The sequence below is a fragment of the Polynucleobacter sp. 78F-HAINBA genome (genome assembly GCF_018882325.1).
In the GTDB taxonomy this organism is placed as follows: Bacteria; Pseudomonadota; Gammaproteobacteria; order Burkholderiales; family Burkholderiaceae; genus Polynucleobacter.
Map to the genome: position 1 here is coordinate 194,244 of NZ_JACVOQ010000004.1, position 12,630 is coordinate 206,873.

Sequence of the window (12,630 nt, forward strand, 5' to 3'; positions counted from 1 at the left end):
TTCTCATTTACTTATTAGTCACAATGGCTAGCGCACGTGAGGCAAAAATACTTTTAGGAATAGTGAGCGTCACAGGTTTAAAGCCGAGCCTTTTCATGAGGCTTTGCAACCTGGGCCCTATCTGCTTTGCATAAGCGGCAAAACTAAAGCCGCCAAAAGAGTGGTAGGGGCTTGTGCCCGTCACCCAATGACCCAACCAAACCCGAATCAATTCCTCGGGAAGTTCATTGGCATAGGCATTTTTAATCGCGCCATCTAACAAGGGCAACTCTGAAGGGCTCGCCAAGCTTTTAGCTTCTTGCTTTTTTTTCACGGCCACTTTACGCAAATCCTGATCCTTTAATACATGAGGAACAAACTTACGATAAAAATTAGGCTCAGCACCATTAAAAGCCGCGCCAATCTCTTTTCTCAACTGCTTGCCGGTGTAGGGCTTGGCTATTAAACCTTTTTGCTCATTAAATTCCAGCAAGACTAATGGGTACATCTTTTTTTGCGTGGACACGCCGCTATGGATCAGCATTTTTTGCAATCGGTCTGCTATGGCATCGTATTGCTCCATGTGCTCACGCAGGGGTTTTGAGATCCAGGCCAAACGATCTTTATCACCTTGGGCATTCGATTTATCGCGCAGCACAATAGATCCAAAGATGGAATCGATTTGATCAGCCATGACATACGGTATTTTGTGAGGGCGGTTTGAGCTCTCCATACAAAACCACAGCGACGTTAAAAATGTATAGCGATTCCAGCGGTAAACCCAGAGCTCCATATCATTTTCAGACTCCTCTTCAGATAGGTTGCCCCGAATATCTTTGATAATTTGGGCAATCCCATTTTTTACGGCGCGCATATCAATCAGCCCCGTAGAACCCAAAATCGGGTTCTGTGTAGGCGGCATCAATAAAAAATCTTTTTTGCCAAACAGCCGCGTGCGATCCATCAAGACATTTTGCAAACCAGTGGCCCCTGCATCGACATAACTATGCAAATCATGGGTGAGGTAATGCAAGCCTGGTCGCCAATATTTTGGTAAATCCCAATCCAACAAATCAACCATCGCTTGATCGACACCCGATTTGATGAGATGTTGATTTCCGTACTGCTTTAGGGTGCCAAAACTGACCTTACGCTCACCAATACCAAGATCGTGAGCCTGATTAAATTCATCAAGATACTGTTGGCAAAAACCGCTGATCTGCTCTGCCTCAATCTCTGAGAATGCCCGGGCATAGCCCAAGCAGGATTTTGCCTCGTAGCGCTCAACAAGAATTTTTGCAATTCCAGAGGAATCAAAAAACACAATGGTATCAGCATGATTCCAATGATCGGCTTGATTTTGATTGATCCGATCTAAGTAAGCATAAGAACAAATCTTGTAGCGCCAGAGATAGATTTCCCGATCGCCAATCTTAGACTTAAGCGCCATTAGGGGACAGCGCTGAGCTAACTCTTTTTCTGACTCAATTAAATCTTCTGGAAGGTTTAATCCAAATTTGGAATCGGCTCGCCCCTTTAGCCACTCTTCTGGCTTTTCCGGTCCACCCATGACTTCTAGCGCCCTACTTAACTTGATGCCAAGAATCGCCACCATGCGCAGCGCAATCGTTGCCCAATAAGGCATCGTATTAAAGCCAGCATCTCGCTCCTTCTTATTTAGAAATGTTCTTAAGAGGACAAGCTCAGCACCCGTTAAGGTTTTTTGATCCCAGGAAATTCTTTGATTGTTCGACGCCAATAGACGCTGTGAGTAACTAGAGCTTTGATCAAGACGTAAGCGAGAGCCTTTGCCCTTGGGATACTTAATCCGCTCTATCGGAGGCTCAAGAAAATCATCCGTTGGGTCTTCGCCGCTTTCTTCAAATTCCTCCAACTCATCGCTCGTTAATGGGGGCACCCACATTGACCTACGAATAATCGGATCCCCATACCGATCTTCCTCCCCGCTGATATCGCCCAAAAAGTGATCCGCAAAGATATGCGCTCCGGGATCGTATCTACGGTTTCTAGATCCGCCACCTCCTGCGCCACCGCTACCCCTATGGCCAGGCAGCTCTACCAATATCTTTAACAGGCTTGCCAGCTCAGCTAGTGGATGCTCCCCCTCATCGTCATTATTAAATCCGTCCTCTTGTAAGGTCCTTGCAATTTCTTCAATACGCTTACTTGCCTGCTTACGAAATTGCTCGCCGGGTAACTCCAATAATTTGCCTAATTCAAGCGCGAGATCTGTTTTTAGCCACTGTGAACTTAATCTACGCACGATGGTTTCTGCTTTTTTAAAGCGCGAATGATTTGCTTCAGACAAAAGATTGGCTTTAATTAAGCGCTGACTCTCTAGCCTTACCTTTTCTTGAGATGGCAGATTGCCTGCAATTTCTTTGCTTGCCAATTCATGATATTGACCATAAACAAGACCCGTTAATCGCCTTGCATAAGTAAGTTTTTGCTGCATTGCAACATCATTAACGTTTGTTGCAGCATCAAAATCATTTTGCAAACAGGAGTAAAGAAGAAAGTTCCCGCACCTGTTCGTATACATTGGGTTAGAAAAATGCATCGCACCATTTTTCATGGAATTTTGGCGTCGCCCAACATAAAACGCCTTAAACCGCTCTTGCTGGTTGACCCTTTGATTCGAGGTTGCCGCATTGATGGCATCCAAAATTTTCTGGGCGCTGTTCTCTAAGTCATCCCAAGGAATTGAACCCATCGTGGCGTCCTCGCCCATGGCATTCTTAATTTCGGAAATCCGCTCGGGCACCCCATTAAATGCCCGAAATCCATGGTCTGGCCGGATATACCAAATGAACTCTAAAAACCAAGCAAACTCCTCTTGGTCAAGATTTTCTAAAAAGTACTCCCAAGAATGATTGGGGAAGATCGCCTGAACAATCTCCCTAAATGGTTCGCTTTGGGCATATATAACTTGCCCAGATTCCTCTGTCTTGGTTTGGCTTTTAGCCATTATTCCCGCCCGATGGGGTCAATGCCCTTTGCTCAAGCTCAAGACGAATCCTGGAATTTTCCTGTTCTTGCTCCATCTCCAAACGCTTATTAGTCGCTCGGTAGTCTCTGGTTTTAACCAAAAACCAAGCCGCTAACTCCCTTTGGTTAAGCATCCTTCCAAACCAGCGCATGAGATTAGGGACTCTTAAAGCAAGGGCAGGGGCATTAAGTCGATCAAAATTTTGAGATAAGTTGCTGTACTCACGAAGCTTTTCAGCTTTCAAAAATCGGCCCGCCACCAAGCAAGTTATCTTTGCCTTAGGTCCCACCCGCTGAATTAGCCACCAAGCAGCAGGTCTTGCTAGCAACTGATAGCGCTCACCTTTTTTGTGAACCATCGGAGGATTGGCTATTAATATATGCAAAGCAGCTTGCACGCTTAAAATATCGGAATCGGGCTGCAACACTGCGCCGTTTTGAAAATTGCGAATTTCCTCACTTAAGTCTGGATCGAGCTCAATTTGGTCGGCCTGAACGTCGATCAAGGCGAATTTCGCGTTATTGCCCATAAAGCCTCTAGATATATAGATGTTTTCATCCTAGGCCGATACTCACATGAAGTCAATGAGATTTTAATGAGCGAACTGGTTTGTGTTAAATTGTTTTAAATAGATTTGCTCATTTTATTTTTTAAAGCCTTGAAGCCCCTGTTTTATATAGAGTTTACCTTTAAAACTATTAAAATCATTTAGCGCAAAAATGTGAACGAGGACTCCGAAGCTTCGATTCCTGCCGGGCGCACCAAATTAGGGGGGTTTTTGACCTACATCATGCGTAAATTCGTGAAAAAGGCTATCATTTGCACCTAACTTATTGATTCTTATCATGTCAAATCATCTAAATCCTGCACTCTCTGAGCCATCCATTGCCAATCCTTTGGCTCCCGATCTTCCGTTGCCGCATCGAAAAGTCATTCGCAGCTGGCTGATCCCAATGGCTGAAGGAGAAACCGCGAAAGCAATCGCGCTTTTAGTGCTAGATGCCGTTTTGTGGCTTGCCTGCATTGCTGGAACTATTTTTGTCGAAAGCATACTAATCAAGATCATCTTGGGCGTAGTTGCCGGCTTCGTTACAGGTCGCATCTTTATTCTTGGTCACGATGCGTGTCACCAAAGCTATACGCCACACCGCGAACTCAATAAAGTATTGGGTCGCATCGCATTCTTGCCATCCCTAACTCCTTATAGTCTATGGGATGTAGGCCATAACGTAGTTCATCACGGCCAAACTAACCTCAAAGGGTTTGACTTTGTCTGGGCCCCGCTATCGAAGGCTGAGTTTGATGCTTTACCAGCTTGGCGCAAAGCCTTAGAACGCCTCTACCGTAGCGGATGGGGTCCAGTTTTCTACTACCTTATTGAAATCTGGTGGAGACGTGAGTACTTCCCTAATGCGAAGAACAAACCTGGCGATCGCCCAATCTTCCTAAAAGACAACTTGTTGGTAACTGGCTTTGCCATCATCTGGATTGGCTGCCTTATTGCTGGCGCCCTTGCTACTGGTCAATCAGTTTGGCTGGGCTTAATTACTGGCTTTGCCGTCCCATTCTTATTTTGGAACGGCATGATTGGCTTTGTAGTCTACGTGCACCATACCCATCCAAAAGTTTCTTGGTACGACAAGAAGTCTGAGTGGTTACGCGCCCAGCCTTTTGTTTCAACCACGGTTCATTTGACCTTTAACTGGATTTGGGGCTCTTTAATGCACCACATTATGGAGCACACAGCCCATCACGTGGATATGAGCGTCCCCCTATATCGCCTGCAAGAAGCCCAAAATACCCTGGAAACCATCCTTCCAGAGCGTATTTTTGTGCAAAAGTTCTCTTGGGCTTGGTATTTCGATACCGCGCGCAAATGCAAGCTCTATGACTTCGAAAACAAGGCCTGGCTAGATTTTGATGGCAATAAAACGGCTGATTCCGTCAGAGTCGTCCTAAGCCCAGCCCCAGCGGGACAAAACGGGTAAAATAGATCTTCTGTACAAGATTTGGCTTACCCGGATTGCCCATGACTACCTCGACTCCAGCTGCTACCCAAGAAACCTCACAGAGCCTTAAGTTTTGCTCTTCATGCAGTCGCGAAAAGCGTCTGGAAGGCGGCACCTGGATTCCAACAAGCAATCGTAAGCAACGCTGGATTTGCGCTAGCTGTTTATACAACCGCACACACCGTACCGGCTCAGCAAAAGCCTAATTTTTAATTAGGCACCCCACTTCAAGTTTGCTCAATCCCCTACGTAGGGATTTGTTTGGCGCTCTTTACCAAATGTCGACATAGGTCCGTGCCCTGGAACAAATTGCACGTCATCGCCTAGCGGCCATAATTTTGTCTTAATGGCATTAATCAAATCAGCATGATTACCGCGCGGGAAATCTGTTCTTCCAATTGAACCCGCAAAAAGCACGTCGCCCACCAAGGCTAAACGATCTTCTTTATCAAAGAAGACAATATGCCCTGGTGTGTGGCCGGGACAATGCAGAACTTCTAAATCAACATTGCCAACCTGCACATGATCGCCATCCTCTAACCAGCGAGTAGGCACAAATGCTTTTGCATGACCAAATCCAAAGCGGACTGTTTGCTCGGGCAATTGATCCAACCAAAACTGTTCATCCATTTGCGGGCCCTCGATAGGCACGCCCAATTGATCTGATAAGTCTTTGGCTGCAGCACAATGATCCAGGTGGCCATGGGTTAATAAAATCTTTTTAACGGTACCGCCTAGTTGCTTAACGCCAGCCAAAATCTTATCGATATCTCCACCAGGATCAACCACTGCTGCATCCCCAGTTTCTTGGCAAACCAAGATAGAACAGTTTTGCTCAAATGGGGTAACGGGAACAATTCCTAATTTGATTGGCATAAGTTAAAACGCTTAAATTGATTGGCCACTTTTTTATGGCAAAGAAGCTAGAATATATCTCACAGGATACACAATGAAAACTCAAGACACATTTAAATTCGCGGAAACACATGAGTGGGCCAGCATCGAAGATGATGGACTGGTGTGGGTTGGCATTAGCAATCACGCACAAGAAGCTTTAGGTGATGTGATGTTTTTTCAAGCGCCGAAGCTTGGACAAGAAGTGAAGCAGAGCGAAGCTATTGCCACAATCGAGTCGGTTAAGGCTGCCAGCGATATTCATGCGCCCATTAGTGGTGAGATCGTCGCCCTCAATGAAGAGATGGATGCTAGCCCTGAAGTGGTGAATGAAAAACCTTATGCAGTTTGGCTGTTTAAAATTAAACCGACATCAACGGAATCTTTAGCCGCAGATCTCAATGCTTTATTGCCTCTTGCGCAATATGAATCTGGGCCAGGTGCTTAAATAGAAATTGGGTCGCGCTCTACTAGCCAACGTATGCGCGATGTTTTACTAATTCTTCCAGTGGAATCTTGACGTAGCTCTTGATCAATCATTTCAAGGGCTTCTTGTAGGGCCTTACGATTACCGGACTCAATCAGCAATTGGGCGCGCTCTGACCCCGCCACCCTCATGACCGGCTTAGGCACAGGGTCATAGACCTTTAACTCTCTAGTAATCATACCCCTGCTTTTCAGGCGCGCTTTGAGCTCATGCAAAAACTGGATTGCCTTATCCAGACTTTTACCTTCCGCATGAATAAGGGCTTGATAAGAGTAGGGCGGCAATCTTGCCTCTTCACGCTCCCCAGCAGTGAATGCTAAAAATCCATCCACGTCATGCCTAAGCAAATATTGAAATACCGGTGACTCTGGATACTTAGTCTCGATATAAATATCACCACCGGCTTGACCACTAGTACCTGACCTTCCAGCGCGTCCAGCCACCTGCACCAACTGTGCAAATAATCTTTCGGCTGCCCTGAAGTCGGCAGAGTAAAGTCGACTATCTGCATCTAAGACTGCAACCAATCCAATATTTTGATAGTCATGTCCCTTGGCAATCATTTGAGTACCAACAACAATATCTACATTGCCATCATGTATTTCCTGAAAGAGTGCCTCAGCTCCTTTGCTCTTTCTGCTGGAGTCTGTATCAACCCGCAGCACTCTTGCTAGCGGCCACATTTCTTCAATAGCATCTTCTAGCTTTTGTGTGCCATGACCTAAAGTTTTTAAATCCGCATTGCCACAATCTGGGCAAAACTGAGGAATTGGTTTTACTAAGCCGCAGTGATGGCAGCTCAACACTGCTCGCTTTCCTAACGCACCAGCCTTATGCATTACGGTATAGGTGGAGCACTGGGTGCACTTTGATAACCAATTGCATGCCGAGCAGCTGAGCACAGGAGCATACCCGCGTCGATTAATTAAAATCAGGCATTGCTTTTTTTCAGCCAGTGATTTGCTAATGGCATTTGCAAGCGTTTTGGTGATGAGGCTTTTTTCTTTTGGCACCCCCACATCACCTGGACTAAATTGATTTTGTGGGTCTCGCGTATTAATAAGATGCACACGTGGCAAGCTAGCGCCCTGCGCTCGCTGATCAAGGCGCATATATTCATAGCGGCTTGAATTAGCAGCTAGCCAAGTTTCCAACGATGGCGTAGCCGAAGATAAGAGGATCGGAATTTTTTGATCATGTGCACGCCAGATTGCCAAATCCCTTGCGGAGTAACGAGTCCCATCTTGTTGTTTATATGATGGGTCATGCTCCTCATCCACCACGATAGCGCGTAAGTTTGGCATTGGCGTTAAAGCCGCCAATCTTGTTCCTAAAATAATTTGCGCCTTGCCTGTCATTGCCTCATACCAAGCTACGCCTCTTTTCTTTTCACTGACACCGCTATGCAGCACAGCCATTTTTTTATCTGGGAAGTAGGCCTTCACGCGCCTCTCTAATTGCGGCGTTAAATTGATTTCTGGCACTAGCAATAAGACTTGAGCGCTTTCATCTTTCAGAATACTTGCCAGCCAATTCAAAAAAACCGCTGTCTTACCGCTACCCGTTTGCCCCTGCAACAAGATTGCTCTAAATTGATTTTCTTTTGAACTGCCAACTAATAATTCTTGTAACGCCTTTTTTTGCTCGTCGTTCAGTTGATCCAGAGTGATTAATCCTTCTGGCTTTACTTCTATCTTTTTTTTGCTTTTCTTTTCTGCCGATTTCAGTTTCTCTGGAATCTTTTCCCAATCATCGGCGCTTTTCCACATCTTTGGAATAACAGGCAATATGGTTTCACCCAAAGCATGAATGTAATACTGGCTTACAAAATTCATTAGGCGCAACATAGACGCGTCAAATACAGGAAGTGGGGCCAGGCGGTCTACGGATTTGAGTTTTTCTAAATCATATTCGGAGTGATCGCTCACTTTAATCACAATAGCAACCACCTTAGATCTAGCAAAAGATACCTCTACTACATTGCCAACCTCTGGTAATTTGCCTAATTTTTCAGCATCCCACAGATAGTCAAAGCCCTGAGCCAAAGGCTTATCTATTACTACCTGTACAACGATGGGCTTGGGCATCATTTACTTAATTTTTCCGCCTTATCCTGTGGATAAGTCTGTGGATATCATTCGCTGTTTTAGATTTATATAGTTATTTTATAGGAATGCTATTTTGCATAGAAAATCAGCATTATGTTTATTTTCTATATAAATCAGTAATTTACATTGATTACTAAAGGTGAAAGTTCATAATTCTTACGAATCTCACTGTATTTATGATTTTGCACATTTCTGTGCATAACTTTCGCCTAAATATTGGCCAAAGTTAGTAATTACTTGTGCTTATTTTGCTGCCCGTAGGGCTTTTGACCGCGATATTATAGTTTCAGAGAGGGAGGCTACGCTCTCAGGGGGCGTGAATTGATTTATGCCGTGACCAAGATTAAAGATATGGCCATCTAGCGAATGTAAGCCCGGCTTTAAAGCTGGGGCGCCAGCCAGATCATCTAAGAGCCCAGAAGCAGCGGATGCGATCTGCTTTGGCTCCGAAAACAAGATCAGCGGGTCTAAGTTACCCTGTAAAGATAGTGGCTTGTTAATCTCTAAAAGCTGCTTACGGGCACGGCTTAAGCGCATAGTCCAGTCAATCGCAATGACATCTGCCCCAACTTGCGCCATATCACTCAACCAAATTCCGCCGCCTTTAGTAAACATGATGATTGGGATCTTGCGTCCCTCATGTTCGCGCGGCAATAGTGCAATCACTTTTTGCATCGCTGCCAAAGACATGCGCTGATACCATCCATCAGGAAGTAAACCTCCCCAAGTATCAAAAATCATTAGCGCTTGTGCGCCAGCTTTTACCTGCTCAATTAAATATGCGGCAACAGACTGCACATTAATTTCCAGAATATGTTCAAGCAAATCAGGGCGACTAAACATCATCGTCTTGGCGTGACGGAAATCATCAGAGCCAGAACCATCAATCATGTAGCAAGCTAATGTCCACGGGCTTCCAGAGAAACCAATTAACGGAACGCGCTGCTTGCCATCCTGAATCAAAGCTTTACGAATTTCAGAGACAGCATCAAAAACATATTTGAGCTGATCCATATCTGCAACACGTAATTTCTTAACAGCCTCTTCTGTGCGAAGGGGGTGATCAAAACTAGGACCTTCGCCCGCAGTAAATTTCAAGCCCAATCCCATTGCATCTGGAATGGTCAAAATATCGGAGAACAAAATTGCCGCATCCAATGGGTAGCGATCCAATGGCTGGAGCGTTACTTCAGTTGCGTATGCAGGATTTTTAGCGAGGCCGAGAAAACTTCCAGCTCTTGCACGAGTAGCGTTGTACTCAGGTAGATAGCGGCCCGCCTGGCGCATGAGCCAAAGCGGTGTTTGATCAACCGCTTCGCCCAAGCAAGCTTTTAAAAACCGATCATTTAACAACAAGGAGATGACCGGCTCTTACTTTTTACGACGGAAACGAGCAATTGCTGCAAGCTGTGCTGCTGCCATTGCAAACTCTGACTGAGCCAATGCCAAATCAAAGTCGGTACCACGATTTTGCATTGCTTCTTCAGCGCGCTTCTTCGCTTCGCTAGCTTTTGCTTCATCTAAATCATGACCGCGAATAGCAGTGTCTGCCAATACAGTGACATGATCCGGCTGAACTTCTAAATAGCCACCCGCAACGAATACAAACTCTTCATCACCGTCAGCTTTTTCAATACGAACTGAACCTGGACGAATGCGTGTAATCAAAGGAGTGTGGCCGCGCAAAATACCGAGCTCACCATTCTCACCGGGAAGCGCAACAAACTTGGCTTCACCGCTGAAAATAGATTGCTCAGCACTTACTACATCGACGCGTATGGTTGACATAATTTCCCTAGATGAGTTCGATTAAAGCTTCTTAGCTTTCTCGATGGCTTCATCAATTGAACCCACCATGTAGAACGCTTGCTCAGGCAAGTGATCCAATTCACCGCTGCAAATCATTTTGAAACCACGGATAGTTTCTTTCAATGGAACGTATTTGCCTGGTGAACCAGTAAACACTTCAGCAACGTGGAAAGGCTGGGACAAGAAACGTTGAATCTTACGTGCACGTGACACAGCTAATTTGTCTTCTGGTGACAACTCGTCCATACCCAAAATAGCAATAATGTCGCGCAACTCTTTGTAGCGCTGCAATGTCATCTGAACTTCACGAGCAACTTCATAGTGCTCTTGACCAACTACTTGTGGATCAAGCTGACGGCTGGTTGAATCCAATGGATCAACCGCTGGGTAAATACCCAAAGCAGCAATATCACGTGACAACACAACTGTGGAGTCTAAGTGTAAGAAGGTTGTAGCTGGTGATGGATCGGTCAAGTCATCCGCAGGAACGTAAACGGCCTGAATAGATGTAACAGAACCAGTCTTAGTTGAAGTAATACGCTCTTGCAACTTACCCATTTCTTCAGCCAAAGTAGGCTGGTAACCCACAGCTGAAGGCATACGACCTAACAACGCTGATACCTCAGTACCTGCGAGTGTGTAACGGTAGATGTTATCAACGAAGAACAAAATGTCACGGCCTTCATCACGGAAAGCTTCAGCCATTGTCAAACCAGTCAACGCTACGCGTAAACGGTTACCAGGAGGCTCGTTCATCTGACCAAACACCATCGCCACTTTGTCGATAACGTTAGATTCTTTCATCTCGTGGTAGAAGTCATTACCTTCACGAGTACGCTCACCAACACCGGCAAACACAGATAAACCTGAGTGTTGCTTAGCGATGTTGTTAATCAATTCCATCATGTTCACGGTCTTACCAACACCCGCACCACCGAACAAGCCAACCTTACCGCCTTTAGCAAACGGGCAAACTAAGTCAATAACCTTAATACCGGTTTCTAACAAGTCAACGGAAGGAGAGAGTTCATCAAACTTTGGTGCTGGCTGGTGAATAGCGCGACGCTCTTCAGTAGCAATCGGACCCGCATCATCAATTGGGCGACCTAAAACGTCCATGATGCGTCCCAATGTTGCTGGGCCGACAGGAACAGAAATTGGACCGCCAGTAGATTTCACTTCCATACCGCGACGCAAACCATCGCTTGCACCCATGGCAATCGCGCGAACTACGCCGTCACCGATCTGTTGTTGCACCTCAAAGGTCAAACCTTTTTCAGCAAATGATTTTTCGCCGCTATCAACTAATGTCAATGCATCATAAATGTTTGGCATTTTGTCGCGTGGGAACTGAATGTCCACCACTGGACCGATACACTGCACGATATTTCCGTTACTCATCGCATTTCTCCGCTTTTAATTCCTGAATTCTTTCGTATTCCTAAACGCTGACCGCTTAAACCGCAGCCGCTCCGCCAACAATCTCTGACAACTCTTTAGTAATAGCAGCCTGTCGCGTCTTGTTGTATTCCAATTGCAATTCGCCGATTACATTCTTCGCATTATCTGAAGCGGCCTTCATGGAGACCATGCGTGCAGATTGCTCTGAAGCCATATTTTCAGCAACAGCTTGATAAATCATTGCCTCTACGTAACGCTTGAGCAAGCCATTTAAAATGGACTCTGCATCTGGTTCGTAGATGTAATCCCAAGAATTTCCTGCTTGCTCTTCTGGAGTTAATGCAGCCGGCTCCAAAGGTAAGAGTTTTTCTAAAACAGGCTCTTGTTTCATTGCGTTAACAAAGCGGGTGTATGCCAAATAAACAGCATCAATCTCGCCGCGCTCAAACGCCTCCAATTGGGCAGTAATTGCACCAATCAAAACATCCATATGTGGCGTATCGCCAATCTGAATTGTTTGAGAAATGAGTTTTGCTTTAGAGCGATTTAAAAACTGGAGGCCTTTGGATCCAATGGCTGTGTACTCAATGCCAATGTTGCTGCCTTCCGTATCGCGCACTTGGTTTGCAATCAGACGCAATACGTTGGTATTTAAACCACCGCACAAGCCTTTGTCTGTTGTAACCAAGATCGTGCCAATTTTCTTCACTTCGCGAGTTGCCATGTATGCAGGGCGGAACTCAGGATTTGCTTTAGAAAGATTGGCAACAATCTCACGAATTTTTTCAGCATAAGGACGCGCATTACGCATGCGCTCTTGGGCGCGACGCATCTTGGATGCGGCGACCATTTCCATTGCCTTCGTGATCTTGCGCGTGTTTTGCACGCTCTTGATCTTAGATCGTATCTCTTTTGTGCTTGCCATGATTTATG

11 protein-coding genes are annotated in these 12,630 nt (G+C 45.5%); 3 read left to right on the top strand and 8 right to left on the bottom strand.

Annotated elements, in window-relative coordinates; translation table 11 throughout:
- Window positions 1–7: 7 nt before the first annotated feature.
- Window positions 8–2,968, bottom strand: coding sequence for a hypothetical protein (locus tag ICN11_RS06125; protein WP_216229590.1), 2,961 nt, complete (start codon window positions 2,966–2,968; stop codon window positions 8–10).
- On the bottom strand, window positions 2,961–3,518 hold the full coding sequence (locus ICN11_RS06130) for a hypothetical protein (protein WP_216229591.1): 558 nt from the start codon (window positions 3,516–3,518) through the stop codon (window positions 2,961–2,963). The genes ICN11_RS06125 and ICN11_RS06130 overlap by 8 nt, the downstream gene beginning before the upstream one ends.
- Before the next feature lie 316 nt (window positions 3,519–3,834).
- Between ICN11_RS06130 and ICN11_RS06135 the strand changes: the two genes are divergently transcribed.
- On the top strand, window positions 3,835–4,977 hold the full coding sequence (locus ICN11_RS06135; RefSeq protein WP_255539902.1) for a fatty acid desaturase: 1,143 nt from the start codon (window positions 3,835–3,837) through the stop codon (window positions 4,975–4,977).
- Between the two features lie 41 nt (window positions 4,978–5,018).
- Window positions 5,019–5,204, top strand: coding sequence for a hypothetical protein (locus ICN11_RS06140; protein WP_112202563.1), 186 nt, complete (start codon window positions 5,019–5,021; stop codon window positions 5,202–5,204).
- A 31-nt stretch (window positions 5,205–5,235) separates the two neighbouring features.
- Here ICN11_RS06140 and ICN11_RS06145 read toward each other — a convergent pair whose 3' ends face one another.
- Window positions 5,236–5,874, bottom strand: a complete 639-nt coding sequence (locus ICN11_RS06145; RefSeq protein WP_216863151.1) for an MBL fold metallo-hydrolase — start codon at window positions 5,872–5,874, stop codon at window positions 5,236–5,238.
- 73 nt (window positions 5,875–5,947) lie between these two features.
- On the opposite strand from ICN11_RS06145, the gene gcvH reads away from it, so the two are divergent.
- A complete protein-coding gene (gcvH, locus tag ICN11_RS06150; RefSeq protein ID WP_216229592.1) occupies window positions 5,948–6,340 on the top strand; it encodes a glycine cleavage system protein GcvH in 393 nt (130 codons plus the stop codon).
- Here the strand turns inward: gcvH and priA are convergent.
- The 5 genes from priA to atpG all read right to left on the bottom strand — a co-directional run bounded on the left by priA (window position 6,337) and on the right by atpG (window position 12,622).
- Complete coding sequence (gene priA / locus ICN11_RS06155) at window positions 6,337–8,469, bottom strand: primosomal protein N' (RefSeq protein WP_255539903.1); 2,133 nt, start codon at window positions 8,467–8,469, stop codon at window positions 6,337–6,339. The genes gcvH and priA overlap by 4 nt on opposite strands.
- Before the next feature lie 261 nt (window positions 8,470–8,730).
- Entirely contained in the window at window positions 8,731–9,849 is a 1,119-nt protein-coding gene (gene hemE / locus ICN11_RS06160) for a uroporphyrinogen decarboxylase (protein WP_216229661.1), read from the bottom strand.
- A 9-nt stretch (window positions 9,850–9,858) separates the two neighbouring features.
- Window positions 9,859–10,275, bottom strand: a complete 417-nt coding sequence (locus ICN11_RS06165) for a F0F1 ATP synthase subunit epsilon (RefSeq protein ID WP_216229593.1) — start codon at window positions 10,273–10,275, stop codon at window positions 9,859–9,861.
- 21 nt (window positions 10,276–10,296) lie between these two features.
- Window positions 10,297–11,697, bottom strand: a complete 1,401-nt coding sequence (gene atpD, locus ICN11_RS06170) for a F0F1 ATP synthase subunit beta (protein ID WP_015420207.1) — start codon at window positions 11,695–11,697, stop codon at window positions 10,297–10,299.
- 55 nt (window positions 11,698–11,752) lie between these two features.
- Window positions 11,753–12,622 (bottom strand): F0F1 ATP synthase subunit gamma, encoded by an 870-nt coding sequence (gene atpG / locus ICN11_RS06175; RefSeq protein ID WP_216229594.1) that lies wholly within the window; start codon window positions 12,620–12,622, stop codon window positions 11,753–11,755.
- Window positions 12,623–12,630 lie beyond the last annotated feature (8 nt).

Coding starts and splice junctions, on each gene's coding strand:
- ICN11_RS06135 (WP_255539902.1), top strand. CDS start 3,835: ATGTCAAATCATCTAAATCCTGCACTCTCTGAGCCATCCATTGCCAAT.
- ICN11_RS06140 (WP_112202563.1), top strand. CDS start 5,019: ATGACTACCTCGACTCCAGCTGCTACCCAAGAAACCTCACAGAGCCTT.
- ICN11_RS06165 (WP_216229593.1), bottom strand. CDS start 10,275: ATGTCAACCATACGCGTCGATGTAGTAAGTGCTGAGCAATCTATTTTC.
- ICN11_RS06125 (WP_216229590.1), bottom strand. CDS start 2,968: ATGGCTAAAAGCCAAACCAAGACAGAGGAATCTGGGCAAGTTATATAT.
- gcvH (WP_216229592.1), top strand. CDS start 5,948: ATGAAAACTCAAGACACATTTAAATTCGCGGAAACACATGAGTGGGCC.
- ICN11_RS06130 (WP_216229591.1), bottom strand. CDS start 3,518: ATGGGCAATAACGCGAAATTCGCCTTGATCGACGTTCAGGCCGACCAA.
- ICN11_RS06145 (WP_216863151.1), bottom strand. CDS start 5,874: ATGCCAATCAAATTAGGAATTGTTCCCGTTACCCCATTTGAGCAAAAC.
- atpG (WP_216229594.1), bottom strand. CDS start 12,622: ATGGCAAGCACAAAAGAGATACGATCTAAGATCAAGAGCGTGCAAAAC.
- priA (WP_255539903.1), bottom strand. CDS start 8,469: ATGATGCCCAAGCCCATCGTTGTACAGGTAGTAATAGATAAGCCTTTG.
- atpD (WP_015420207.1), bottom strand. CDS start 11,697: ATGAGTAACGGAAATATCGTGCAGTGTATCGGTCCAGTGGTGGACATT.